The following is a 26,841-nucleotide window of genomic DNA, read 5'->3' on the forward strand; positions in this document are numbered from 1 at the left end:
CAAATATGAATCAACGGGTTCTACCCCGTTTCTACGGACGGTTTAAAATCGCACTAAACTTCTCATGATCCTTAGGCTGCTGGGAGGCTCTAAATGATTCTGGATAATTATAGTGATACTCTGACTCTGAAAAGAAAAACTTATTACTAAACCAATGAAACAGGTTTATTTGTGGTCGATTCTTTCTATAGGATACTTGCTCTAAGCTCAGTTCGCCTTTGTTACTTGTCCCCAGCCCTTTAATCTCATAGCCTCCATCAATCTTTTCATTAACCGAGCTCATCCTGAGGAATGTAGGAACAGGGAGTTCCACTTCAACTTTATTGTTTTCAGTTTCATGCACAATAACCATCCCCTTATCTGCATCCGCATAATGTCCCCACATAGTTGGGTTAGTCGCCGATTTAGAAAAGGACAGGGTCGAATAGCGCTTATTAATATCTGTAAGCAAAAGATCTAAGAGGTATTTTTCTAATTTGGCAATCAAAGCGCAAAGCATAGGCTCACCGTTAAAACCTAAATCATCGATTGCGCTTTTTAGTAGTTCTTTAAAGTGCTCTACTAGTAAGGGTCGCTTAGAGGATAACTGCGACACTTTGTATGAAATGCGATTAAACTTTTCGGATGATTCGGACACTTCTTGAGCACTCAGTCGGTATAAACTATCAGCACACCCGCAAAGCACCCAATACGAGAAGCGCAGATACGCTTCCTTATCACCATGTAACACGAGTTTTGGGTACCCTTCGTTTCCGTCATTCAATTCAAATGGCGTTGAAAACAAGTACTCTCCCCGTTTCAAATTACCCAGCGTAAGTTCATTGATATGTTGGTAACGATAAACCAATTGACTTAATAAGGACTCATTATTCGAACTGTTGTTCTGGGCCGCATCAATATTATCTGTTTGCTCTTCCATTACTTGCAATAATCTCCTTAAAAACTAAGCGTCAACTCATCAAGAATGCCCGAACATTGACTACAAAATAGTTGCTATTGTAGGACGTGGTTCATAAAGCTTCTCCCCGCAGAAATATCTCTTGTCACTATAAGTGCTTTATACAGGCACAGCTTTAAACCTTCTCATCATACAATGCTCGAACTTTTTGAGTCATTGATAAGCTGATCTCAAAGCCATCTGACGTAATGTGATTCAAGGCTACATAAGGTTTGCTGCTTCCACCTGCGGGGAGACCAAGCTCCTCTTCAATGTCATTTTCCAGTACTATCGAAGAACCAATATTCGCATCAATCTCGTTTTCAATCTTTTGAGTAGATGTGTCAGCGGAAGCTTTCGCATCGTCCCCTTTGTGGGCTTGATGGTCGCGGTCATACACTGCGACGTAAGGGATCGAAAACTTGTTCATAAGCTTTACATATAAAGGAATATTATCTTTGGAGCCGCAATCAACTAGCGTGTAGTCATAACGGAACACTTTCAGTCTCTTCGCCAAAAGAGGTAGTACAGTTTTCTCTGTCGCACCTTCCACAAGTACTACCTTTGTAGCAAAAAAGAGCTCGCCTCTATCCGGGTTTATCCAATAAGAAAGGTTGAAGTCTTTCTTCGAGTCTCCGTCGAAAAGCTCTTCACTACACTGCTTAACTCGTGTCCCTTCCGCCTCATTTTCTTTAGTGGCTATATAAATCGACCTGTATTTTTCAACATCAATAAGCCCACTTGAGTGCGTACACAAGATAACCTGACTTCCCGACTCTGAAAGACCAACAAACGAATCAAATAACGACCTTTGAGCTTGAGGATGCAAGTAAAGCTCGGGCTCTTCAAATATAAAGTACCTCGAATTAGATGCTTTACGATGATTACCTTTTCCGTCACCTGCCTCCTCACCTGCAGCGGCCGATATTGCTTTTTTTGCCACCACTTGTATTAAAGCGACCGTCAACGCGCGTTGCAGACCATGTCCTTTCCGTTTTATGTCCGTTCTGACGCCATCATCGATCCAAACCTGAGTATTAGCTTTAAAGACGGTTTCAATGTCCGGCGCCGCAACCTCTATATCAACCTTTGCTCCCCAAGATACTAACTCATCAGCCAATTCCTGCTCAAAGTCTAATAGTTGTTTAGGCCGATCAAGGTTTTCATTCCCATTTTTGTCCTGTTTATTTAATGCAGAAAACAGGTTACCGAGTTTTTCCTTCGTATCCTTCCATTCTTCGTTGTACTCAGACATTAGAGCAACCACATCCGCGTACATTTTCCCGAAGACGCTAGATTCTTTTGAAGTGAAGTCGTCCGATGCCTCTTTCACCGCAGGAATAAAATATACTTCCCCAAAAATTCCTGTAGCTACTGTTTTTAGGCCAAGAAAATTAGAGCTCTCCAATTCAAAGCTAAAATCAATTTGATCTCTGTTTTGTTCAATGTAGGCATTTTGGGCATCAATAATATTCTGCTTCGTAATGCGGCCTGAATCTGGAATGAAAGGATGCAGTGGCAAGCTACTAGCCAATTCTCTTTTCGCATAAGCAGAAGCATTAGCCTCTTGGAGCCATTCTTCTTGTGGGTTCTCTATATACCCACGATATTCAAAGCTTCCACCTAAATAGGCTGTTTTTCTTACAACGACCTTTTCATCAGAAGTAAGGTATTTTTTAAAAGTCGCTTTATCTGATTGATCCAAGCATCCAAATTCAATTTCAACAAAGAGCTCCGTAGAACCATGATGAAAATCCAAGTCGTGATGCTTCAGCTCACCAAAGAAAAATAGAACCGATGAGAGTAGGTTTGATTTTCCATGATTATTTTGGCCAATAATTACCATAAGATCTTGAGCTTCAATTTTTTGCTCTTTCACAGACCTCCAGTTCTTAATCCAAATTTTCTCTATTTTCACGCTCTCTTCCTTATGACATGCCTAGTATCAGTTTATTTGCACGCCCATTTCCCGCTAAAAAGCGCGCAATCTCTAACTTTTACCTTTTATTTTGTTATTGACATTAAGTTAGTCAGCAATTAAATACAACAAATAAACATGACATATTACTTATATGAGTGACTCGACTTTCTAGGCTTTGCTCGATATCTTTCCCAGTTACAATGTACTTAGAATGGATGCGGCTGAATCACCAGTGATTTGAAAGGCCTCTCATACCAAAACGAAATTACATAAAAGAGGTTTTTATGAGCAATGATCTCACTGAGGCCAAAGAGTTTGTCTGGGGCTTAGCTGAGGAGCTCAATACTCAGCTAGGTCAGCCATTAATAAGGCCAAAGCAGCAGAGAGTAAAGCAACAAAATATCAGCTTAGTCTTTAACGATGAGCAGCGCCAAAGGCTGGCAATTCGACCTTCAAAATCTGGGTATTACGTTGCGCCGAACACGCAACAGTGCGTCAACCGACTTGTGCCATTTATAAAAGGTCTCACTGGTCGAGATTGCCACGGTTATCATCAGCCGAATCAAAACGAACCATACTGGTATATTCGCTCATCTAATGACGTGAGGAAAATTGCGTTCTACTTCGCTGGCCTCCCCCTTCCCCAGTCCGCTAACATCAAAGAACTCAATTTAGCTGAATATACTGATGAGTTTGAGCAGCAAGTGAAAAAAGCGTTAAATGATTCGCCAGCACAGAGGAAGAAGCGTTTAGCTGAAGCCCCGCCGAGGGCTAAACAAAAACAAGTAACTGCAACCGTTTTTGTTAGAAACCCAGATGTTGTTGCTGAAGCATTATTAAGAGCTGACGGTTTATGTGAGAGCTGCGGTAGTAAAGCTCCTTTTCTACGAAAGTCAGATGGAAGCCCATATCTTGAAGTGCACCATATTAAAAGATTAGCTGACGGAGGCGAAGATACCCTTAGGAATGTAAAAGCTCTTTGCCCTAATTGTCATCGAGAATCGCACTATGGCTCTAACAAGGAGAGTTTCCTCTGACTGACATTATAATCCGCCAATATCTTAGGCGCCGTCGAGAACAATAAATCATCGACGGCTTCTCCAGCTGCGACCTCAACCCTGAATGATTTTTAACCACCTCCTTTATCAAAAAGCCTGCCAAGCGTCGCCTGCTTGAAAAAAATGTGGTTTTTTTCGTCTCAGAAAATCCTTAAAAATATAGAGAAAATATTCGTTTTTTAACTATTTCCAATTTCCGTAACTTCATCTCCGATTTTTTTGCGTTCCATCAGCTAGCATAAGTCATGTGGCTTTCAAGCCGATTTTTCTGAATTGCATTAACGAGGTGATGCTATGGACAACAACAGACGACAAATGATTGACGTACCTCTCTCGAGGTTAATCATCCATCCGTGTGCGCAACCGGCTTACGAGTTTGAACTTGATTTGCAACACCAATGCATGCAACGGACTCAAGATTATCCATCAGACCAAGCCCTTCAGTTGGAATACCCCCAGGTCATGCCAGACAACAGTAGTTATCAAGTAATTGCTGGCTGGTCTCAGCTTCTGACTGCACACCACGATATGAATAAGCTGCTGACTGTCATTTGCGTCCCAGACATTGAATCACCGGTAGTATCGAATACTGCCTGGCGATATGTTTTATCAAGGATGCTAAACCAGGTGCATCATCCAACTTACTGCGCACAACTACGTAGAGCTCTGGAAAAAAGCCATCTCTCACATTCAGATATCGAAGAGCTAACAGGCGTATCCGCAAAAACAATTGGAGCTATCGCGCGCAAACTCTCTCGGACCAGTCTCAGCACGTCGAAGCGACAATTAAAAAAACTCCAGAGCGAGCGTATCAAAAAAATGGGAGAGCAGTTATGAGTGGCAGAAAACAAAAGTATCAGGGTAAGCACCAGAAAAGGAATCAGAAACGTCCTCAGTCGTCCCCTTACCGGCTAACCAGATCAACGTTGTCCGAATTGTCTTCATTTCTTCTCAGTGACCCCGACGATTTGACGCGAGGCTTGGCATTAGCCAAGTTAGCCACTGGACGCAATATGAGATCGCTTGTCGATGCGAGCTTGGACTTTGAGATTCTTAGCACAGGCGTTGGTAAACTATCCAATAGCTGGCGCTATGGAGAAGCTTCTTCACCAATATTTGATGAAGCATCAAAACTTGTGACCAAAGACGATAATTACATCCTATTGCCGCCATGTGTCGCGAAACCTACCGCCCAAGCCCGCTCACAATCAATACCAATCGATATACTCGAGAGTAGAGTCGCTCGGCTACTCGCTGGGAAACGAGGTCCATCAGGACAGCTGATAACGCCCAATGCACTCCAGCGCGTCATTGATTTCGAATTCACTACGGTAAATATGACACGCTTTGAACGTGACTTTATCGCGGATAGAAAAATGAATGACAACATGCAAAATTTTTATGCAGCATTCTCTGCAAAAACGCTTCATAAACATCACACAGATTTCATGGCTTTATTCTTACCAGAGGATGAAATCGAAGCATATAAACAGACGTCAATTCCTGACGACACACTGTTTGGTTCGAAAAAAGCCTTGTCATCTCACGGGGTTGAATATGTGTTTTCACAGCTTCAATCCGCGCTCAGGAATGCGTTGATTAAAGAGGATCGTATCGCAGCACATAACATTTACACAGCTTATGTTGTTAACTTGCTGCAATTTGCGACGATGCATCGCCCCGCTCCCGATGTATTTAGAACGATAGGTGCCTTTCTTGATGATTTTAATCAAGTGGAAATCGTCGATAAATCCGATAGCTCTGCACGACTAGTCCCTGTGTGCCAACGCGCTCGGCAGGTAATTCTTCATTACATCGATTATTTAAAGTGCTATCAAGAGCGTTTTAGATTTACTAACACCAACAATTATCAGGCGATCGACGACATGCTATCTGGCCGCTCAAACCTATTTCGCATCCAAACGGCATCGACTTTTTTACCCAACTTCGATCACTTACGTGGCTATCTTTCTGATGCGGTTTTCAGATCGATAAACTGGCATCGCCATACAATGGCAAGCCTACTCATCCAGTCAGACGTCGACCGGGATGTCCTTGCGGCCTTTATGGGTCACCGACAGGCACTGGACTCGCCAACAAAATCGAGCTCAACATTTCGTTACCAGCAATTGCTCGATATTAGTGAACGGGTTGATCACATCATGGAAGCGCTGGCTCTACCGAAAAGCTCATTGATGAGCAAATAGGGAGATAAAAATGGACTTACTTCGAAAAGTTATCACCGAGCATGCGACACCGCAGAAGAGCAAAATTGAAAAAGCGAGTATCAACTGCGCTGACACGTTAATGCATCTGATATGCCGCGAGCCAATTGATACTCTCAACGATGCGCATAAAGAAATGGTATTTTCAACAATCTACGACTCCGTGCATGCTAAAAAATCATTAAGCAGCAAGTTCAGACGTGCACTCATAGATGCAATTAACCAAAAACTTTATGGCCAACACTACTATTCAACGCCCCGCTTAAACGGCTTTGTTGACCCAAAAATCGTTAAAGCTAAGTCGTTACTCCACGGAGCAATAAATGAGGTTAATCTCCTAGTCTCGGTGCAAAAGTCGTTTAACAATAGTTATCCACTGTTTCTTGTCCTGTTTCACGCTGCGTTCGAAAGTGGTTTATGTTTCGAGGAGGCACTGGATGCACTGCTAACGACAGTTACAACATCAAAAGTCGTGCTCAAAAAAATTGAAGGAAACTGGGTTATTCCTCTTATTTACTCACGTCGAGGTCATGAAACCAACACAAAGGCAAATAGAAGGAAAGTCACTCAACGTAACTTTTATCCCGGCCCACTCACCCTGTTTACAATATCCGGTTTTATAAAAAGTCGGGCAACCGCCTGCATAAGCGGAGACGCAACAACGCTGCTAAAAAATGAACTGTCTGCAATTGCCTCTCAACAAGCCATCAAAAAGCTTAATAACCGCACGTTCTTGCGCGCGGTTGCGCAGCTCGTCAGCGAGCAGCCCGGCTCAAATATGCCAACTTTTCTACGGCATTTTGCAGGCGGAGACTTAAGTAGCGCCTCAACGTCCATCGAGTGCCTTCAGTGCATTAAAAGCCAAACTTTTCATAATACCATCGCGTCGCCGACACAACCCAATCCAGTATCTATACCTCGGCAACCTGCTGGTGTGCTTAAAAAACGTGATCTTCCGGCTTATCATTCAGAGTTCAGCGAAGGTTTGCGAGAGTTATTCAAAGCTAGGAATGATCACCACCGCAGTGCCGCAGAGCGTAAAGCCTTCATTATTCGAAGGATTGATAGCTTCTATGAGTCGCGTAAGCGCACTATCAGCGACTCTGAGTTCGTGCTCATTGATTGGCTGCGATATTGTTATCGGGAGGGTAATTTAACCAAGTTTGCAACCGGGGCTCGTTACGTCAGCTCTGTTGCGACCATCTGGCTCGACGTTTGCCAACAAACGAGCGTTTTTGTGCTCGATGAAGATGAAATGACAGAGCTCTACGAGCAGTTAATGAACAAAAAGAGCCTCTCGGACTCACAATACAGCGAATCAATCATCGAGCTAATGCACTTCTTAAATGAAGAGCACGATATTGCGTTGCCCCAACAACTTGAGCCAAGAGATAAACAAAAATCTGTTCATGTCCGCTCAAATATCCCCTCAGAAGTGCACATCAAGCAACTGTTTACTGATATCGGCGAGCTTTACGCTAACCAATCATCTCACCTTCGCGAGTCAGTTATTGCGCTACTCATCCTATGCTCCAGGCTTAACCCTAGACCAAATGAAGTACTCAACCTAGAAATAAAGGATATTGACCTGCTCCTAAAAGGTCATTTGTTCGTAAGAACCAACCGCCACTTTAGAGAAAAAACATACTCCGCCAAACGACTGATTGAGCTTGATACTTTCTTACCACCTGATGAATCCAAGTTTATCCGCTGGTTTATAAGTCGCCGAATGGAGCAAGCCGGGCGTTACCTAAGTGCAGATGGAAGAGTGAGATTCACGAACCCGCACATGCTCATCTTTTCCAGACTGCCGCATAACAATGTCTTTCTCAACATGCGCGAAATCAGCCAGCATGTAACTCGACTGCTATCATCATATACGGGCGTTCATACCCCAATGTATCAACTGCGCCACTTCGCAATTTCTACCGCGGTATTGGTCTGTTTTGCGTCGGACGATACCGTACGCGCCTTAACGCCATATTCACCAGAGCAAGTAGCCGTTATCAGAGATTACTTTCAACTAAGCGACTCCCTAAACGTGCTCTATAAGATATCAACCTGGGCAGGCCACCTTGAGCCAGGCATGACGTTATCAACCTACACGCACTTCACTGACTTATTGCTTTTCGAGTCCATCATGCGTTCGAACACCACAACCAACATGTCTTCGGTAAGGAACCTTTCACGCATGCAGCCAGCGCGTATGAGCAAGCTTCTACCGGAGGGCGCAAACGCTGAAGCACTAAATAAAACGGAGCTGATGTCACTTGCTGATAGATTACTAAGCAAAGAGCGAGGCGGATGGGTAGTCAAACAGCTTAAAGGGATTAAAAAAGGAGATCTCGACATGGATAGTTTATTCACCCAAAAAACAGAGTTCGATGCTGAGCAAGTAAGCCTTGTGTTAGAGGCCTCCGACAAAGGTCGTTCTATTGAGCAAATTTGTGACCTTTACAACCTGGAACGCAAAATGGTGGAAGCACTCATAGATGCGGCTCGCGATACTAAAGAGCGCTATAAAACGAAGCATAGAAAGTTCAGATTGTACGCTGCTGAGACATCAAAGCTTCATGTACCGCTACCGAATTCCAATGATGACATCATGGCCGCAAATATAATCATCAATAAACTTATGCCGGCTGCGATGCACTATCTTGACAACCAGGTTAGAAAAGCAAGTCATATACTTTTAAGTGCTTCGACGCATAGCCACCGTTACGTTTCCTTCAATACAAAAGAAATAGACGATGCCATCAATCTCATCACAGCTTTAAAACCTGTCGTCCCTGCTTCACGCTTGTATCTTGAGATTCACGTCGACAACTCGATTTGCGGGGCCCCCGTTGGCAAATACCGGGATGATGTTTTGAAAATTGTAACAGCACATTGGAATAATGTTTTGAACGCTGTTGGTCACTTCGAGATAGTACTTAAAGATGGCGGGAAACGTCAAAATTCTAAGGGAGTTGCTCGTCTTTACTTCCTAAGCCATGACATCAACGAAAATAACGCTCAATACTTAAGGGGAAATAGCGAGCAATATGCCTCGAGCGCACTCCGGTATGCTTTTCACACGCTTGCGATCTATTCGGGGGCCCTGAGAAGGTATTACGATCCGAGATTTACATATGATCCTAACAATATCTATGAGCTCACTTAAATATTTCTTACATAGAATAATGGTTGTCTCACATCAAGCTACGGCCTGCTTCTTGCGAAGAGCGGAAATCATTGAGATTGGCCTCATTATGCCCAACAAGCGAGCATCTTGATTTAAACTTTTCTCTACTACGAAGTAAAGGGCAACTCGGGCTGGAATATTGAAAGTGCACGCTCATACTAAGCATCCAGGTCAAAGTTTCGTTCTTTTCCTTGTCGTCAAAACGACCAATCGAAAGTGTAAGACCGTATTCCCGCTTGTCCTAGGCTCGACACACAGGTCTTTATATCCAACCCTATCGACTAAAACAACTGAGTCTTGGGCTTTTTAGATCTATTTTCCATAACAGCTAAATCCCACTTAGTTGCGCGGGCGATAGTGACGGGACTTCCCAGACTTCTAACATTCATGGGTTCTACCCAAAAACACTTGAATAATAATTTGTGCTCATTATGTCTCAAAAAAACTACCGTAAAGGTAGCTTTTATCGACAGCCTTTCCTATTTTTTTGAGGATTTACTAGGCTTCAGTCCCGGGGTATTCCCAGGTGTATCTTTGTTATCACGCCTGCGTCTATCAGGTTTCCCTGTTGAGTCAGCAATTGGTTTTGGTCCAGGTTTAAGAGCCATATAGTTATCCTTTTTATGATTTAGAGCTACTATCTCATCTACGGGGTATATGAATCCTGTCTCATATACCCCGTAGATGAGTATAGCTTTAATAAAAAAATGGCTGTTTTTTTGTCCGATTTTCACTAAGAACGATTAAACCCTTCCCAATTTCACGATTGGGCACTAACTAAACATTCTATCTCGCCAAACACTAAGAACGCCTTATACTGCACCGCTGGCTTCCGGACTTCAACCTTCATCAGCTCGAACTATCTTGGTCGTTTAAATATTTCTCAAATTTTAGTTGATATGCAAACGTTATAACGCATTAAGAGGAAGCTCGAGCTTTATCTGCCTCCTTCTTGCTTGACTCGTTAGGACTTTCTTTTCCATATGTAATTCTGAAAGTAGTCTCTAAATTAAATATGTGGGTTACATCTCTAGTTTTTTCCCAAAATGCGACTACACCATCCCGTAGGCGCACAACCTTACCTTCCAATTCCATTTCATGTCCGGATTTGATAACTATAATCCTATCCGTTTCTTCTTCTTTTTTTAGTGACTCTGCCAACTCTGAGCCTTTGTTTATAGAGTGGAAAAGCACCATGAATAGTAAAAAAGGTGAGGCGATTAGCACGTATATTTTTAACCTACTGAAATTAACGCTTTGAGAAATAGAGCGCAGCACCCTAGTAATTTTGTCACTAGCTGCCAACCAAGCAAGAAAATCTTGTTTGATTTGATCAACCACTAAAAGAGCAAAAAAAACTATTATCGAAGCGATTACAATACCTGATGTCGTATTCAAAAAAATATATCTAAAACCGAAAGATATAGAGGTTGGTATGTCCGGTGCCAGCTCCGAGGTGTTCAACCCAAAGCTCTCTAAATAAACGGTTTCATAGAGATATCCTACTGCATATAGAAACGCAGATATTAACGATGCGAGGATCGTGAAGTCTCTTATTGGATGAAATTTAGACTGATTATTCATAGCTCTCTGTAACTCGGATATTTATAGACTGTGCGGCGCACTTAATAACTCGTTCAGCTGATAGTTGCTGCCTCTTAAGTTACTAAGCAAATGAGCACTCCGGCCTTAAAACAAGCTCTGAACAAGAAAGAAATTTGAGCACGCCCCCTTATTCTCTGGCTGACACGCAACATTCAGCTTCGATTCTTCATTATGTTATTGACATTAAACGACTTAAACTGCTAACACAACATGGAATGCGCAATACTGTCGAGGTAGGATATATCGTGCAGTTAGCTAAACCCACACTGCTAATTACAGCGCGGTTAATCATTAGTTGAAGTAGCCGGTGACTATTAAACAACCAAAGGTCAGTTTATCGCTCGTTAGTGACCTTGAGCTTTGTACCAAGAGCAAACGTCCACGCCCGCAACACGGACAAAACTGAAGTACGCCGTAAACTTTCTCCCAGAGCGCTTACGCTTGTTACATTTTTTTATGTGTGACGGCCATATGAACCTCCATATGGCGCACTTTCATTACATTGAGTTTCTCTGTTTTGTACTTTTTACGGAGATAACTCAACACCTCGTCTGGTTTTCTGCGATCCACCTCGCCATCGACTACAAATCCGAAGCCTGCTTTTTCTTCATGTGCTGGATCTATAACACCAACTGGCATAGATTGGACTAATTCTGATGCGTTTAATTGTTCATAACGAGGTGAATGATTATTTATGCAGAAAGTCGCCTCTCCTTTGCTACCAGTAACCATTACAGCATCTATTGAATCTCGGTACTTAAAAAACTGACTAAAGCCAAAATAATAGCAGGTTCCAGAAAAAGCATCATCGGAGCTACAGTCTACAATGGTTTCACTACCATAAAGGCCTGCAATTATTTGCTCTAGTGTCGCGTCATAAGCAAGACCAGTACAATGTACCCAAACTATCCTAAACGTTGACTCGTCAGTAACGTGTGCTTTGATTTGCCTGCGACCGTCCCGTACTACATTTTGAAGTACGCTTTTCGTTGAAAGTGTTTCAGATACTTCGAAAATTTCCCCTTTTGAAAATGCTTCTTCTTTTGCTTCACCGAGTGCTGGATTTGCCTCTTTCTCTTTAACCTCTACCAAGTATTCGTTAATGCTATCACGCACAAGGAAATCGGGCGTTTTTTGGTCCGACTCAGGTATTTTCTCGACATGGAGTTTAAAGTGTTCTCTTTACTAACGTTTCAGTGTCCATCGGTACCTTTTAAAATGTATCGTTTGGGCTAACGCCAGCGAAAACGTTCGGCTTGAGCCTCTGTCTGTTTAGCAATTTTTCCCGAGTATCCGTTTAGCACGAGCAAGGACATGATCAAAAGTCATGATACTAAGATTGTGGTAGCTCGAGTTCAAAATCCTAAATGCCTCCTGCTGACCCACATTCCAATCAGCCGACCGTCCGTAAATCAGTGTGCAGCGAGGCTTGATTGTCTTTACACCACCCACACGCTCAAAAAACTTGATGCTGTCTGCTTCCCTTTCCACTTCGTGGATGTATTTAGATGCTTGAGTTATAGCCTTAATAAGGTCAGAATGCGGTATATAGTTTCCGTGATCAAGCCTGTTCTGCCAAAATTGTAGGCCTCCCTGTGGCCTCTTTATTTCAACTATATCAAGAAATCCGTCATAACTTTCCATTAAGAAATCTGAAATATTTCTCGTATCTATATTGCGTTCGTCTAACACTTTTACGAAGTCACTTCCGAGCACCCAATTATTATTCTCGAACCATTCTTGCCATCGACTTTCGGTATCATCAGATTCAAGAAGAACCACAAATTCGTCGATTGCCCTCAACCTGCGAGCATGTGAGAGTCCGACCTCCAGCTCATCAGGAACGACATTGTTCTCTACTAAGAAGTTGAGCATTTCAGACTTGTCACTTTGATCCAGCAATTGCTTTAGCTGGTGAGCAATCGATAAATCATACGGCTTATTCAAAGGGATAAATGCTTTAGTCCCATTTTTAAAAGGCTCGTAGTTTTCTTGGATGAAGGAAACAAGATTCTGAAATTCCTCACCATCCAACGTTAATTCACTTTTGGGTTCAAAAACCTCCACACTCTCTGGGTCGAATATTCCGTTCGGTTTCTTGTACCGGCCAACCTTAAGGTGAATTTCATCAGGGCTGGTATGGTGAGGCACTTTCCAAAATGTCGCACGGGTGATTACAGTTTTTTTGTCTCTTATAACTGTAAACTTGTGATCTCTCACTTTAGACATTGAAATCTCCCTGTACTGCTAATGTCTCGATAATCGGCGCGAAGTTGATTGATTTGTTAGGCTTCACTTTAGCTTGCCCTCGAACGCCAACAATTGTTCAGACTTTATGATTATACCAAGGTTGTTCGGTATTCCTGCTATCGCTATAACTCTCTGCTGCGTAGCAATTGGCACGATCTGTATATCACCTTGTATCGTGTGCTGCGGGCCTGCATACAAAACCCCAAGAAGCTTGATTCGAGACCCCATTACTAGTGCATTTCGAGTTTGATAGTTTCCGATTTCGAAAAGTAGTATTGGAGAGCCGCTAGAACCTGGAAAACAGGCAGCATCGATTAGAAATTCTTTTTTGCCATTCCAATCTCTCTTATAGTCAGATGCCATCACACCTCTTCTAAAGATTGGAAGGTTATTGGCTTTATCCCATAAGCCGTTTGGGTATCCAACCATAAGGATATTTTCAAGACCCAACATATCCTTTAGATCGTTTTCAGTTGGAATAAGTTCTTTTTCTAAGGTGGTGAAGTAAAATTGAGTTTTAGTCGCCTCAGCCTGTCGGATTAGTGGGGCAATAGGCATGACGCATAGATCAACATCATTATCTGGATGAGGGAGCCATTGCCCCTGAAAGTTGTCCAGCTCAAAGGATTTTGTTTTTCCTATATCAGGACCACCTTCAGCATTTCTTAGGGTTAATAGAAATCTCCCCTTAGTTGCGCCAGCCACCACATGCTTGTTTGTAACAATGACAGGTATATGTTGGTCGTCATTTCGATCAAGGCTATAGAAAAAACCCGTGCCAGTACCCACTCCCCCACTTTGCATATCGCATTCTATACGTACGGTGCTGTGAGCAAATTGTTCGGCTGGACTCAAATCCATGCACTAATCATCCATTACGCCTAACATTTATATACTGCGCGCGCACTTCGTAACTCGTTCAATTGATAGCTCCCTGTTTTTAAGTTACTGATTAAACAAGTATTCCGAACTTTGAATGCTCTGACTAAGCAAAAGTAACTTGCACATGCTCAGTTGCCTTCTAACGGACATACTATATCCAACTTTAATTTTCCATTATGTAATTGACGGTAAACGACTTAAATTAACAACACAACAAAAAATCGCTAAAGATTGTTGAGGTAAACCTGTCGTACACTGTGAATTTCAGCCTAGTGAAGCTGGGAAGTCCAATTCACTGATATTGCCTTTGTATTTTATTTTTTCGGCCCTAAAATTGGCACAATTTCCTATAATTTGGTTTGCTCATTTTAGCTTTGATAGGACTTTAGCCTTCAGAGGGAGTTTTCATGATACGAATATGGACAAAGTCAGTTTAAAGTCATGTACATAACAAAGTATTTAAGAGTGGCTCCAAAGCCGTGTAAGTTTCGCACATGGTTGTCGCACCATAATGTGGCGTTAAATATTTAAGGAGTTTATGGATAAAAGTATTTTGGCCGCTTTGAAGAAAAGTGGTTTTAACCAACCAATAATGGAGGATAGTAATTTTGATTATTCCCCAGCATGGTACAATCAATTGCATTTAGCTTGTAAAAAAATCGCTGATGCGGTTGATTCCGACTATCTTGTTCTACAGGATCGTAATTTCAATGCTATGGCTTCTTATACTCCAAAGTATATTGCCCTAATGTATGGAGTTTTTGACCTATCATACAAAATGGCACTTGTTGTTGCAGATTTAATTGAAAATGGACAAAAATGCTTCTCTGACGAGAATGATAAAAACCCAAAAACTTACAAAGATCTCGTTGGTTTAGGCTCTGTAAACTATTTTGAAAATAATCAATTTGACGAGAAGTTAAAAAATGAAAGCTTTAGGCATAGGGTTGAACTAATTTCGTCAATTTTTACATTGTTTACTATGTTCCATGAAGCTGGTCATATCTTTCACATGCATGGATTACGTCACAACTCTATCGATATTGATGATATTGATAATATGAAGGGAAAAAAACTAACTGAGGAAGAAGCTCTGAACTCTCAGAGCAGAGAGTTTGTCGGTGATATGTTTGCGCTTCAAGGTTTGGTTGATAATCACCTTAAGGAACTGAAAGGATTTATTAACAACAAGAACCTATACAAGAAGGTTTTGTGCGATTATTTCACATATTTGAACCTGTTTTTTTACTTTTTATCTCCTAAACTTACCCGAAGTGACTTTAAATCCTCTTCTCATCCTCCTGCTTCTCTCCGTTTGCATATGGTATCAGCCACATTTTTTGGAGATGAACAACTAGGACTGGGTAATGAAGATAAGGATTTTGTGCTCTCTGAATCGCGATCTTCAATGCTATTAATTCTTGATGATTTGTTTAATGACAAAAAAGCAGGAGATTGGTTATATGAAATACCAGAGAAGGATATAAATGTTTGGTACCGAAAGATTCGAAAGCGAGCTATGAGTCATTGGTATTTATATAGTATTGACAGAAACGAAGTAAAGAAATTGATTTCTCGACAAGCAATATATAACAAGTACTTTAAGCGCAACTAAAACCGTTGACTAATTCCACTTCTCTACACATTATAGTCCGATTAAGTGGGCATTAGCGCCGCCCACTCCTGACACTTTGCAGATCTCTCCTTTCTTCTAAGACTGGCATCACGTCAGTTTCGGCCTACATTTTAATCAGCCAATATCGGCGCACACACGAAAAGGAACATTCTATGGCTGTTAGACATACACCCGAGTCAAGTGAAAGTGTTGTTCACTAGGGGCGAAAAGGCGGGAAAACTGGATGCGGCGAAGACACTAACGTTAAACCATCGCATTGGACAAACACGACCGCACCGGTAACCTGCAAAAGAAATGGCTGCAAAAATTGAAGTGAATATTAAGGGCTAGTATAAACGCTAGCCCTGTTATTGATAGGTTCGCTTAATGGGTTTGATGTAAGTTTCAACTGTCCAGCGTCATATCCTCCGAAAACTCCTGATCTTTATCATCGTGCTTTGACAGGTATTGAAAGTGCCAGATGATGTCCGTTGAGATCGATCGAGATTCTGCGTACTTTCGGATGAAGTCGTTCATCATGTACCGGTAGCGCGCAAACTCAGAGCTGTATTCAAATGCCTCAAACAGATCCGACACGCGCTCATCATATTCAAGGTTGATTCGCGCTTCCGCCGCACTAAAAGCATAATAATAGGCCAAGTCCTCGGACTTTAAAGGCCACTCATCCACGTTGTTTGGCAGTAATGAATAGGCCAGCCGGTATTCAGAGCAAACACAACCAATGGATGCGAAGTACTGCAATAATCCCTGCACCTCTGCGGAGGGCCTTAGTAAGTTGTAGCCTTTAAACTTAGGCTTACGGTATAAAAACAGCTCGCCACCGGTATGATGGAGCTGACTTTGTATTTCTATCTCAGCGGCTTCTAACAGTTTCTCAGGCGCTAAGCCGACAAAACTTATGGTTTTAAGTGCCATATGTGCCTCTCTTTAAATTCTGTGTTTTAAACTATTCTTTGGACGCATCGAGCTTTCCACGAAGCTCCGCGTTTTCAATCAGTAGCTGCGCGTTTTGCTCAGCGAGCTTGTCTCTCTCGGATTGTATGTCGTCGAGCTCATCCTCAAGCTTCTCAACGCACTCCACGGCCGACTGTTCGCTCTCCTCGTAGTCGCTAATTGCTGCGGCATGATTTGTCTCGATACTTTTAAGGCGTCGCTCAAACAGGCTCTGCGCATCGCCGTAAGCGGCAATCGCCATATGCTTCATGGCCTGCGATACCTTCTCGATAAGCAACTCAGCTTCGTCCGCATAGGAGCTCGGTAGGACATCAAACGACAGGTTACTGCGCCTTGCTGCATAGAGCGGCTCGTCACGATTGCCCTGGTAGGTTTCCCAAATGGATTTAATGCGGGCAAGACCGCCTCTGTCACCTAACTGAACACGAATAGCGCCCGCATTCGCGCGCTTCCCTCGTTTCTCCAGAGCTAAACCGGCATCGATGATTTGCTGTTCGCTGACTTCTGGATGGCGTGCCATAAATCATTCCTCTTTAACGAAATTAATTAAATTAAAGAAATTAATGATTGGCCGTAATGGGCACGCCCATTTCCGCATCCGCCAGAAACGCCATGGACTGCTCGCCCTCAATACTGAAGTGCTTTGAGCGCTCTAACACATCAATCAATAGCGGCTTTCTGTCGGTACTTAGTGCGGTACCCGGGATAAGTGCAACCCATGCCTCCCGGAGCCGTTCGGCCATCAGCGGCGCTCGTGCATCGAGCTTCTTCAATGCGCCAGCACAGAGCTCCAGGGTCAAATGCGGCGAATCAACACGACATCCCAGCCGGCTCGGCATCTGTTGGTTGGCCAGCGTTTGTGTTTTTCCAATATCATGTAAAAGCGCAGCAACAATGGCGGTGTCCCTCTCAATGCTCTTAAAAGTCTGTACCCCCAGAATATTCCAGGCGACATCAATGGAATGTTCAAGCAGCCCCGCCCCGTAACTGTGGTGACCGTTAAGGGTTGCGGGGCACTCAAGGTAGGCGATAGCCACGTGTTTCTGTAACAGCACGTCACAGAGGAATTCTTTCATGACCTCGGACTGGATGCGGCTCTCCATCACAAGTAGCGCTTTAAAAATATCAGTGCGTGGGCACTTAGCAATTGGAAGCGCCGCAAGCGACGTGCCGATGGTGTCGCAGTCATCGGCGCAGGCCAGTACCTTACAAACCCTTACACTTTGTTCACCAATAAATGACTTCGCGACTTCCACGTGAACCATAGCGTCCACTAAGATAGCTTCATCGCGCAGTTGCTCATATCGGGCATAAACCTCAATAGTGCCGGAGCTGTCAGATAACGTTAATTTACAACGCTCCTGCGCCGACGTTGTATTCACATACTCCACTTCACACAAGTAGTAACGTCCGGTAAAGCGCATGTAGTCTTTCGCGTCGACGAGCAGCGGCTGAATGGTGTCTTTGATGGTGTTGGTTGTAATGGTGTTCATAATAATTCTCCAGGGTAATTAAATCGGTAGCGCGACGGAGTGAACTCTTACTCACTCTGCGCCGGGTTTGAAATCGTTGAAGTTGGATTTGAGCAATCGCTCGAACGCGGAGCCGTCCTGGCGGGTCAGGTTCGGTACAAAGCGTGAATAGACCCGGAACAGCATTTCGGTTGTCGAGTGACCCATCTGCCGGGCAATCCACTCAGGGCTCTCCCCCGCTGCCAGCCAGAGCGTGGCAGCCGTATGGCGCGTTTGGTAAGGGCGTCGTTTACGCAACCCCAGATGCCGTAAAAGTGGATACCAGACACGTTTGGTCACGTTGTTATGCGACAACGGCGAGCCGCTGCGGGTACAAAACACGTACTGCTGATCACCGGTTGCTTCGTACTGATGTTTCAATGCATCGAAGACCAGCTCGCTCATGTCAATTGCGCGAAACGACCCATCGTTTTTGGTGCTTTGGATTTCGCCGTTAACGATGGTGCTGCGTACCATGATTTGCCGGCGGTCAAAATCCACCGCATCCCATTGGAGCCCATCGATTTCCGCTGTCCGCATGCCGGTAAAGAACCGCACGGTGTAGTAGTCCCGAAAATCAGGACGGACCTTTTCGATGATGAGCCGAACCTCATCTATCGTGAATGGCTCTACATCCGTGCGCGGCACCTTAAGCGATTTAATTCCCTGGTAAGGTGAGCTAAAATTGTAGCGGTTGGCTGCTTCATTCAAAATCATGCGCAAAGGCGTCATGATGTGGTTTATCCGCGACGGAGATAGCGACTTGTTGCTTCGGGGCGTAACTTTGGCGAGTGAGGCCCGAAACTCAAGTACTTCCGCTTTGGTGATGCGGCCAACTTCCCTTTCCCCAAAGGCTGGGACTAAATACTTATCCAATGTAATTCGCACCGTATCAGCATGCGATGTTCGCCACTGAATACTCATTTCAGCAAACCACGTGTTCGCAAAGTCACTGAACAGGGGCGTATCAAGATGCTGACTGCGCACCTGCATTTCCCTGAATTGCTGCGCCTTGGCGCTTCCTGGGAAATGCTTACCATAATCAAAGGTACCGAGAGTAATTTCCGCTTCAATCCGATCGAGTAACTTCTGCACCCGTTTACGGTTTTCTCGCGTGTCCTCAAGGGAGGTTTGTTCGCGACAGCGTTTACCCTTGTATCGGAAATCGATGAACAATTTCCCGGTCTCGGGACGTGCATTAACACTACCCATGAGCCATGCCCCCTTTTACCATCGGAATAGCAAGCGTACCTGACGATTCCTGACCTATGTCACGCTGAATGGCTTCCCACAGAAATAAGATTTTTCTACCACCGAATGGGCGGATGTAGTGAATCCCCTCATGTAGTACCGAATCCTTAAGCTGCTCTCTAATGGTGCGTGGGTCATACTTGATTCGCTCAGCCAATTCGGCGGTCGTTAAAAGCGTCATGTCATTTAACATGGCAAACTCCTTAGTTGATTGATAGACTGAATGGCATAACGTATTCCTGAATTACAAACTGCCATCCTAAATGACATATTAGCACGCAAAATATCATTTGCAATGTTTTTTTGTCATTTTAGATGACATTTTTTGAGAGGTGGTCATGATTAAGTGTCATTTAGCGCGGATGATGGGCGAGCGAAAGCTAAAGATAATGGACGTTGCACGCGATACTGGATTGAACCGAAATACCGTGACCTTGCTGTACAAGGAGACCGCTCAGCGAATTGATTTTGCTGCTTTGGAAGCGCTTTGTAGGTATTTTGATTGTGAAGTTGGGGAGCTATTAGAAGTCACTGAAGAGTAATTTTTTATTACCAATTCAAAACAATCTAAGCTGTGTTAAAAAGTAAATTATCAACACTTAAACTTAAGGCTTTATATATGCTCTTCCATTATTGCTCACTTGATACTCTGCTGAAGATTTTAAAAAGTCGCAAGATATGGCTTTCAGATATAACTAAAATGAATGACCCTGAAGAATATAAAGCTGGATTCGAGTTAGTAAATTCTCAGTTTAAAAATGCATTCCCACACGCTGCAGACTGGCTAAACGACAATCACTACCTTTCGGACCAAACAGAATATCTACTCCTAGCTTGTTCATTTTCCAAAAAAGGAGATGATTTAGATCAGTGGCGGGCATACGGTGAGAATGGTGCTGGTGTCTGTATAGGGTTCAAAAAATCCATATTGGAAAGATTAAATGACACGCTTATTAGACCAGAAGGAAACCTGATCGATGGAAAGGTCAGACCAGTCATGCAGATACTTCCTCTCATTTACTCTATTCACGAGTTAAAAGAGAAAGCTAAGGACATTTTATTACAATTCAAAAAGTCTGATACAAACAAAAATGCATTTGGCGACGATATGCTTTTTAACGAATATATTTTGGGGGCAGAACTTTCCGAACTGGCGGCAGCATTTAAAAAATCATTCTACGAATCGGAACGAGAGCAAAGAATGATTCTCTCGCTCCACAGAGGAGGAAAACTCGTCGGCGTCAATGCTTTTACAGCTCATAAACCCGTTGAAATAGATTATCGACTAGGCGGGTACGGTATAACAGCCTACTCAAATGCTCTTGTTTCTGATAAAAGTTCCTCAGCAATTGCTTCAATTACTTTAGGGCCACGCAATACAGAAAGCCCAACTGAAATAAAGTATATGCTTAACGCTCTAGGTTATAAAAACGTGGAAGTTAACACCTCTAGAGGACACTACAGGTGAGCATAGTTCTGTTTTCGGGCTCTCTGTTCGTTGCACCTTGCCCAAAGGAGTGAAAGCTGCATTTATGCAGCTATTATATGAATTCCAAGCAGTTGAAACTTCAGACATCCGGTATGCAAAGACTATAATAAGGCCAACACTCTTCGATACAGCCTATAGCAATTTGCGTCACTCAGATAAACAGAAATGCCTTGGACGCTATGCGTTCGATGCTTGAAGGAAACTTTAATGACACAAGACGAGTTTAGAAATTTACTTTACACGGTTGCGGTTAGTTCAAATACAGACTTTTCTGGCACAGGAGTTGTGGTCTGTGATTGTCCTAATCACTTGCCAATAGTTAGTCTGCGAGATAGTCCTCCCGAGATTAGCGGCTCGGTCGTGCAAGTTTTATCAGAGATTTCCATTCATAAAAGTAAATATCATGACGGCTTCCATATTCTCAACAAAAACGCGGAATTGACTCACGTTGCTCAGTATTTTTCACCACCTATTGTACAAAATGCATACTTTGATAGGTCTCGGCATGTAGGGGGACGTTTCGTAGCAGCTCTATTTGGCTCGAATATCTCGAATGTAGTCATGACAGGGATCGTGAGTGAAAGGCGTAGGCTTTCTATTTTCAAGAGCGGGAAAGAAATCCACTTCGAGGAGTGCCAATGATTAGTCTCATCCCTATAGGTAGAGCTATCTCCTCTATTGCTGTTGCATACGCGGTAGTCAGTTGCTTGATTCTTTGGGGGGTATACGATCAAAATACCTCTTTTATATCTGCAATATCAATCGCAACTAGTGGCTCTGCTCTTCTACACCTTTTAGTGCTCGGAACATTTTATTTTGGGTGGGAAAAAATATGGAATCACTGGCCAATTCTCAATAAAATTTTTTTCCCAAACTTAAATGGAACCTGGGACATGAATATTCATTGGGAATGGGAAGGCAAAAAAGGAACGTCGAAAGCAAAAGCTGTAATAAAGCAAGATTTTCTGAAGCTAGGCATTGATGTAGAAGCAGAAGATTCAGACTCTCAAACATTATTAGCCAAGCCTAAAAAGGATGTTGAAACAGGGCGTGCAGAATTGTATTACGTATTTTTGACGACACCTAAGCATAAATCTAACACCCGCGCTCAAGAGCCTTATAAGGGAGCCGCAGTGCTAAAACTTGGTCTTTCGGATAACGAACAGCTTCAGGGAAATTATTTTACCAGCCGCAGGACAGTTGGTTATTATGAGCTTAAACGCATTGTCACCTAAAAATCAATGGACTAGTTTTCATCGACACCTTTCTGTTCAAGGTTGGTCCGTGCACTTTATTCATGTCTAACTTTCAGTCAAACATTGTTCAATAGCTTGCTTTTCTTTCTTAGCAAGCCAAATTGATTGTCTCCCAACAATGATAAGAACCATCGTGCTACCGGTATCTAGGTTCTTTGACCAAGATAATTTGTCTATAGCCGAAGGGGTAGGATGATCTTCTGGGTGAGTGTGCCACTCACCTATATACTGAGCCGTTCCCTCAGACTGATGAAACGAAGATATAACTTTAGTCTGGTGATGTGCCCCTCTCCTGTCAACTCTGCAGCGGCTCCGAATGTCGCCATCACCAGGTACCGATAAATCACTAATGATGATATGAGCCCCCCGTCGCTCACCGATGAGAACGCCCGCAGACTCCGGACTGCTGTAAGTTAGTTGTCGATAGGTTTGAAGGCGCTCTGCGATATGGTGCATAAGCACGACAAATTGCCCGTTCTGGTCTCGAAAAACTAAATCACTATCCAGCATGAGCATGACAAATTGGGCAATTTGGCTGGGTTCGTAGCAGTTTGGGTTTTCGTGTCCTAGAACCATCAAGAATATGTTCATTATAAGTCCAGGGCAGTTGCATCTCTAAAGAGTTTAGCGCCGCTTGAGCGGCAAGTGCCGCGGACATATAGCTAACTGCAGCGTCATAGGGTGTGTATGCACTTCCACAGCTAATATGAAGCTCATCGTTGATATTGAGAAAGCGTCGATCGATACCTTTGGTATGCGTGCCCACGTCAGATCGCATACACTCATAACAGCAGTTCCCATCGTCCACTAGCACCTTCGCAGCCCTTCCATTCCCATCGTTAAACGCATGGATTATCATTGGACGCTTCGCTGGCACCAATTCACGAACAACGCACGCCAATCGCTTAGATACCGGGGGTCTTCCAGTCGCGTCAATTATCAAATCATAATTTGATAAAGAATCTTTACTAATCGGAAACTCCTTTGCCTTTCCTTGAATATTAGTCGCTGTATGGATGGACTCTGATAGACTGCGTGCTAGCGCTTTCGCTTTATATTCACCAAAATCTCGTGATGTTAATGGGTGTCGGCCAAAGTTCTGTGGACTAAATACATCAGGGTCATATAGATCATATTGGCAGTTTCCGCATCCAGCACCGCTACGTAGAAGGAGCCCAGCCAAATAACCACCTATGGTTCCACAACCTATTAGAGCAATTCGTTTACTGCCGAGGTTATCAAGCCCAGGACGCTTACTATTTCGGCTTAAAAGCGCAGCAGAGTGAGCCTCGACCACCCCGAGTCTCACGAAACATTTACTTGCATGTTTACTGCCCAATACGGACGCAGCATGATTTATACTTGTTTTCTGGCGCCGACCTTTGCGACGCCATTTTACGGCGGTTGTCCTATGTGTGAGCTGTACGTAAAAAGCCAGCTTCGCTTGGTTCGCAACGTCCATAATACAGATATGGCTTTTTGTGGGGCCTGCTGCGGTAAGGTGCTCGACGAGCTTGGCTCGAGCGTTATGGTCGACGCGTTTTAGCCATTCTAAAACATCCGGAAGGCTTCGAGGAGGCCAAGTTTCACCTGTCAGCTTAGTGGGGGTAACGGATATGAAATGTGTTTTAATAGAATCTCTTTTTAACTGGTCGACTTGCAACTTGCGCTGATTAGCCCACTTTGAAAAGCTTTCCTGACTAATATCGCTGTCTTTAGAAACAGTGACGAATTCGTTAAGCTCAGTTGCAGTTTTCCCTGCATCGACGGATTTTAATAAATAAGTACTTAAAGATTCGTTGCGATGCGCCCGTGTAATGAGAAAAAGTCGTTCTTTTGATTCCCAGTATGCAGCGAACTCACCTTCAAATTCTCTGTCCACCTCGGCACTTAGATCGGATGATGTTGCAACGATATCCAGCGTTGAAGATATTTTCTCGTCGACTGCGGTATATAGCGAAACCAAGTCGTTAGGGTCCCAATCACCTTCCTGTTGATCGACATAACAAAAACTACCTTCATGAGTTACATGAGGGAGAAGCCTCCCATTCAAGCTTTCAGGCATTTTATAGATGATCGCAAAGGGCAACTCTGTATGCGGATCTTTATTCAAATATAGAGCAACAGAGAATACTCCAACATTGGTCTCATAGTCTTTCACGTAATAACCAATACCTGGTACTTTCACGTGAAGCCAGCTATCTGAGGGGAGTCCAGAGGCTGGCGTGTATCGGTAACCACAATCCAACAAGATATGATGAATTTCGTGATTCACAGAAAGGCTAACCACTAACCATGGTGTTACTGATGGAAGCTGGCTCCTTTGCAGCGCTCGGATCCTCTTTTAGCGCTGGAGCGGCGCTAGCTGAGGTAATCAGCGTATTGTCAGTAACTCTGTTACCAAAAGCAGTATTAATAATAGCGAGCGCTTCGGCTTTAGAGTTTGCCTCTTCAGCACTTTTTAGTATCCCGTGCAGCTGCTCTAGCTTATCGATAATCGCCCAATCACGAGGCTCATGCTGGCCTGACTTTGGAAAGAGTAGATTATCATCGGTATGATCGGGGCTTTCTACTCCGCATCGAAACTCGTTTGGTAAATGTTCGGCAATTACCTTCATGGTCTCGCTTAAATCATTATAATCCAGCGGGACTTGATCTAAAATCTTCACGACCGCAGCCATGAGACTGATGGATGATGGACCGCCTACATCCCACTGTGCATCGCGCCAAGCTTTCATAAATCGAGATACTTTACGTAAGTGACTGCCGTTACGTCGACAGCTTTCATTAAACCAATCCTCAACAATTTTAGGATCGCTATTCATCCATTTCTTATCACCGCTACGTAACGCTAAGTTCACTGACTCTGAATCAATTTTATAGGATTCGCGAGTTGCTTCGTCCAAAGCTCCTCCCCTATTGGCGGCCATGGACTCCATGGCTACCTGCTTTTGCAGGAATTGCTCTTTTGGAATAGCGTACATTGGCACATCAATATGTGTATTTTCATTAGGTATTTTAATACGCCCGCATGTCTGTTTTTCTTCAAACGTCCAGCCTGGATTCTCTGCAGCAAGCGACTTTAATGATGCGTCCACAAGCAGGACTAGCAAAATATGGCCTATCATGGGTTCCGTTTCAAACACTGGCATTGGCATGTAGGTACCGTCATCAATGTCCATTTCTTGCGGTGCCTGAAATGGCTTATTTAACGTATTATATTGGAAGCTTCCCTGAGTCCAGAATCTTGGTGTCAAATTGATAAAAACGTCTCGCGCTGTATCGTCTAGTTCGTGGATAAGATGAGCCACTTTCTTTTGCTCCGGCTCTGAAAGGAATCGCATCTTCGTGCCTTGGAACTTATAAAGCACAGCTTCTTCTGTCAGGTTCTGCTGCTTCACTTCTTTCGCAATAGTTTTGGCATCTTCAAAGACGTCTTTAGTGCGTTGCCGGACTATCTGCCGCAGTCGTTTAAGCTTTTCATTTTCCTGCTCTGAAAGCTTAAGTTTTCCCATGAGACCGTTAGTGCCATCAGTGTAGTATCGGTGAAAGTTCCAGTTCATGATTTTGTGTCCATGTGTGTTCTTGATTTGAAAGGTTTGGCTGATGTTTTGAAGAACGCTTGTAGTGGTTTATTTCGGGCGAACTCTTCGCTAGCCAACTGTTTCCCCCTTCCAGCTAATGTCTTAAGTGCCTCCGGACTCGCGTTATCGAGCGAAATATCAAGCCCCGCGTCGTTTGAAAGCGTGTCATCAAGGTAAACGTAGTTTTTATCGGCGCCGCATGACGAAAGCTCGCGCATTAACATGTCCTTGTGCAAGCGCTGAGTAGCTGACATAGTGGTTAATACTAGACGTTTTCCTCCGGCCCAAAGCCCCAAGTAGCCCTTGTTCCACTTCCGTCCAAGAGTCTTGGGGCGGATCGTATATTCTTCCCCCAAAGTGCCTACATTTAAAATATGAACGTTATTGTAAGATGCAGAGGGAAAGTCATCTCTCATGTCGCGCAAAACTTCAAGTAATCCGACAAAACTTGTGTTATTGGCAACTAGTCCGCCATCGGCAAAGTATGCATTCCGTTCAGCGCAATAATGAGGTGCAAAGTAGGTAGGCGCCGCAGCTGTTGCCATAGCCGCATCGACAAGTTTTAAAGAGCCATCCCTGTTAAACCGTCCGTTGTGAGGTGTTTTGAAAAACTGCGACTTACCAGTGGTAAGACTGACCGTAGGGATTAAAACTCGTCGCTCTAGATCGTTAAAAATAGTGCTGCTGCCTATCATATTTTCTACGGTTTTTCTGAGTGGCTCGCTGGAATATAAGGGTGTGAAAATCGACTTGATAGTGTTAAACCAGCGCCCTGGGAAGGTAGAAGGAAATATTAGTGAAGCTTGATCATAAAAGACCTTTTGCAGTTCGCGAGCAGACTTGCCTGCTGCCAAGCCAAGCGCTAGAATCCCACCTATTGAGGTTCCGGTGAGGAGATCGAAATAATCACCAATTTTCACATTTTCATTGCCAGTTTGCCGCGCAATAATGCTCTCTATCTCGGCCAGTACGCTAATAGTGAATAATCCGCGTACACCGCCACCATCAAGACTCAGAACTTTCACTGACTCTTGACCTTCCGTTTCGTAGCCGACGGTTCTATTTGAATTCGACATTAGAACTTCCCTCATTTTCCTT

General features: G+C 43.6%; 24 protein-coding genes. 9 read left to right on the forward strand and 15 right to left on the reverse strand.

Annotation, left to right across the window (positions count from 1 at the left end; all coding sequences use genetic code 11):
* Positions 1 to 31 precede the first annotated feature (31 nt).
* Positions 32 to 919, reverse strand: a complete 888-nt coding sequence (locus DET62_RS03440) for a hypothetical protein (RefSeq protein WP_110012901.1) — start codon at positions 917 to 919, stop codon at positions 32 to 34.
* A gap of 154 nt (positions 920 to 1,073) precedes the next feature.
* Positions 1,074 to 2,855, reverse strand: a complete 1,782-nt coding sequence (locus DET62_RS03445; protein WP_110012900.1) for an AAA family ATPase — start codon at positions 2,853 to 2,855, stop codon at positions 1,074 to 1,076.
* A gap of 287 nt (positions 2,856 to 3,142) precedes the next feature.
* Between DET62_RS03445 and DET62_RS03450 the strand changes: the two genes are divergently transcribed.
* The 4 genes from DET62_RS03450 to DET62_RS03465 all read left to right on the forward strand — a co-directional run bounded on the left by DET62_RS03450 (position 3,143) and on the right by DET62_RS03465 (position 9,304).
* Positions 3,143 to 3,895, forward strand: a complete 753-nt coding sequence (locus DET62_RS03450; protein ID WP_110012899.1) for an HNH endonuclease signature motif containing protein — start codon at positions 3,143 to 3,145, stop codon at positions 3,893 to 3,895.
* Positions 3,896 to 4,210: 315 nt separating this feature from the next.
* Positions 4,211 to 4,753, forward strand: a complete 543-nt coding sequence (locus DET62_RS03455; RefSeq protein ID WP_110012898.1) for a hypothetical protein — start codon at positions 4,211 to 4,213, stop codon at positions 4,751 to 4,753.
* The gene (locus tag DET62_RS03460) at positions 4,750 to 6,123 is read left to right on the forward strand and encodes a site-specific integrase (RefSeq protein ID WP_110012897.1); all 1,374 of its coding nucleotides are present in this window, start codon (positions 4,750 to 4,752) and stop codon (positions 6,121 to 6,123) included. The genes DET62_RS03455 and DET62_RS03460 overlap by 4 nt, the downstream gene beginning before the upstream one ends.
* A gap of 10 nt (positions 6,124 to 6,133) precedes the next feature.
* A complete protein-coding gene (locus DET62_RS03465; protein WP_110012896.1) occupies positions 6,134 to 9,304 on the forward strand; it encodes a hypothetical protein in 3,171 nt (1,056 codons plus the stop codon).
* Positions 9,305 to 10,243: 939 nt separating this feature from the next.
* Here the strand turns inward: DET62_RS03465 and DET62_RS03475 are convergent.
* The 4 genes from DET62_RS03475 to DET62_RS03490 form a co-directional block, all read right to left on the reverse strand.
* On the reverse strand, positions 10,244 to 10,909 hold the full coding sequence (locus tag DET62_RS03475) for a hypothetical protein (RefSeq protein ID WP_110012894.1): 666 nt from the start codon (positions 10,907 to 10,909) through the stop codon (positions 10,244 to 10,246).
* Between the two features lie 465 nt (positions 10,910 to 11,374).
* Positions 11,375 to 12,046 carry a hypothetical protein gene (locus tag DET62_RS03480; RefSeq protein ID WP_110012893.1) on the reverse strand — a complete coding sequence of 224 codons (672 nt, stop codon included), beginning with the start codon at positions 12,044 to 12,046 and terminating at the stop codon, positions 11,375 to 11,377.
* A gap of 156 nt (positions 12,047 to 12,202) precedes the next feature.
* On the reverse strand, positions 12,203 to 13,159 hold the full coding sequence (locus tag DET62_RS03485; RefSeq protein ID WP_110012892.1) for a Shedu immune nuclease family protein: 957 nt from the start codon (positions 13,157 to 13,159) through the stop codon (positions 12,203 to 12,205).
* Between the two features lie 63 nt (positions 13,160 to 13,222).
* Complete coding sequence (locus DET62_RS03490; RefSeq protein WP_110012891.1) at positions 13,223 to 14,041, reverse strand: serine protease; 819 nt, start codon at positions 14,039 to 14,041, stop codon at positions 13,223 to 13,225.
* A gap of 559 nt (positions 14,042 to 14,600) precedes the next feature.
* Between DET62_RS03490 and DET62_RS03495 the strand changes: the two genes are divergently transcribed.
* Complete coding sequence (locus DET62_RS03495; protein ID WP_110012890.1) at positions 14,601 to 15,677, forward strand: hypothetical protein; 1,077 nt, start codon at positions 14,601 to 14,603, stop codon at positions 15,675 to 15,677.
* Positions 15,678 to 16,082: 405 nt separating this feature from the next.
* Here the strand turns inward: DET62_RS03495 and DET62_RS03500 are convergent, their stop codons facing one another.
* Genes DET62_RS03500 through DET62_RS03520 form a run of 5 tightly spaced genes read right to left on the reverse strand, consistent with a single transcriptional unit; the run spans position 16,083 to position 19,607 of the window.
* Positions 16,083 to 16,613, reverse strand: a complete 531-nt coding sequence (locus DET62_RS03500; RefSeq protein WP_110012889.1) for a hypothetical protein — start codon at positions 16,611 to 16,613, stop codon at positions 16,083 to 16,085.
* Between the two features lie 31 nt (positions 16,614 to 16,644).
* Positions 16,645 to 17,172, reverse strand: coding sequence for a DNA-binding protein (locus DET62_RS03505; protein WP_110012888.1), 528 nt, complete (start codon positions 17,170 to 17,172; stop codon positions 16,645 to 16,647).
* Positions 17,173 to 17,212: 40 nt separating this feature from the next.
* Entirely contained in the window at positions 17,213 to 18,145 is a 933-nt protein-coding gene (locus tag DET62_RS03510) for a hypothetical protein (RefSeq protein ID WP_110012887.1), read from the reverse strand.
* A gap of 51 nt (positions 18,146 to 18,196) precedes the next feature.
* A complete protein-coding gene (locus DET62_RS03515) occupies positions 18,197 to 19,375 on the reverse strand; it encodes a DUF3596 domain-containing protein (RefSeq protein ID WP_110012886.1) in 1,179 nt (392 codons plus the stop codon).
* Positions 19,368 to 19,607, reverse strand: a complete 240-nt coding sequence (locus tag DET62_RS03520; RefSeq protein WP_110012885.1) for a hypothetical protein — start codon at positions 19,605 to 19,607, stop codon at positions 19,368 to 19,370. Before DET62_RS03520 ends, DET62_RS03515 begins: the two co-directional genes overlap by 8 nt.
* Before the next feature lie 145 nt (positions 19,608 to 19,752).
* On the opposite strand from DET62_RS03520, the gene DET62_RS03525 reads away from it, so the two are divergent.
* The 4 genes from DET62_RS03525 (at position 19,753) to DET62_RS03540 (ending at position 22,138) form a co-directional block, all read left to right on the forward strand.
* Positions 19,753 to 19,956 carry a helix-turn-helix transcriptional regulator gene (locus DET62_RS03525; protein WP_110012884.1) on the forward strand — a complete coding sequence of 68 codons (204 nt, stop codon included), beginning with the start codon at positions 19,753 to 19,755 and terminating at the stop codon, positions 19,954 to 19,956.
* Between the two features lie 32 nt (positions 19,957 to 19,988).
* Positions 19,989 to 20,882 (forward strand): DUF2971 domain-containing protein, encoded by an 894-nt coding sequence (locus tag DET62_RS03530; protein WP_133566268.1) that lies wholly within the window; start codon positions 19,989 to 19,991, stop codon positions 20,880 to 20,882.
* A 228-nt stretch (positions 20,883 to 21,110) separates the two neighbouring features.
* Positions 21,111 to 21,545, forward strand: coding sequence for a diadenylate cyclase (locus DET62_RS03535; RefSeq protein WP_166635815.1), 435 nt, complete (start codon positions 21,111 to 21,113; stop codon positions 21,543 to 21,545).
* Positions 21,542 to 22,138, forward strand: coding sequence for a hypothetical protein (locus DET62_RS03540; protein ID WP_110012881.1), 597 nt, complete (start codon positions 21,542 to 21,544; stop codon positions 22,136 to 22,138). Before DET62_RS03535 ends, DET62_RS03540 begins: the two co-directional genes overlap by 4 nt.
* A 66-nt stretch (positions 22,139 to 22,204) precedes the next feature.
* Here DET62_RS03540 and DET62_RS03545 read toward each other — a convergent pair whose 3' ends face one another.
* From DET62_RS03545 to DET62_RS03560, 4 genes are read right to left on the reverse strand one after another with little or no spacing between them, the layout of a single operon-like run.
* Positions 22,205 to 22,750 carry a Mov34/MPN/PAD-1 family protein gene (locus tag DET62_RS03545; protein WP_347876344.1) on the reverse strand — a complete coding sequence of 182 codons (546 nt, stop codon included), beginning with the start codon at positions 22,748 to 22,750 and terminating at the stop codon, positions 22,205 to 22,207.
* Complete coding sequence (locus DET62_RS03550) at positions 22,659 to 24,449, reverse strand: E2/UBC family protein (protein WP_208107576.1); 1,791 nt, start codon at positions 24,447 to 24,449, stop codon at positions 22,659 to 22,661. The genes DET62_RS03545 and DET62_RS03550 overlap by 92 nt, the downstream gene beginning before the upstream one ends.
* Positions 24,442 to 25,722 (reverse strand): cyclic GMP-AMP synthase DncV-like nucleotidyltransferase, encoded by a 1,281-nt coding sequence (locus DET62_RS03555; protein ID WP_110012879.1) that lies wholly within the window; start codon positions 25,720 to 25,722, stop codon positions 24,442 to 24,444. Before DET62_RS03555 ends, DET62_RS03550 begins: the two co-directional genes overlap by 8 nt.
* The gene (locus tag DET62_RS03560; RefSeq protein ID WP_110013065.1) at positions 25,719 to 26,819 is read right to left on the reverse strand and encodes a CBASS cGAMP-activated phospholipase; all 1,101 of its coding nucleotides are present in this window, start codon (positions 26,817 to 26,819) and stop codon (positions 25,719 to 25,721) included. The genes DET62_RS03555 and DET62_RS03560 overlap by 4 nt, the downstream gene beginning before the upstream one ends.
* Positions 26,820 to 26,841: the final 22 nt, after the last annotated feature.

This window comes from Idiomarina sp. H2, from assembly GCF_004364275.1.
GTDB lineage: Bacteria > Pseudomonadota > Gammaproteobacteria > Enterobacterales > Alteromonadaceae > Idiomarina > Idiomarina loihiensis.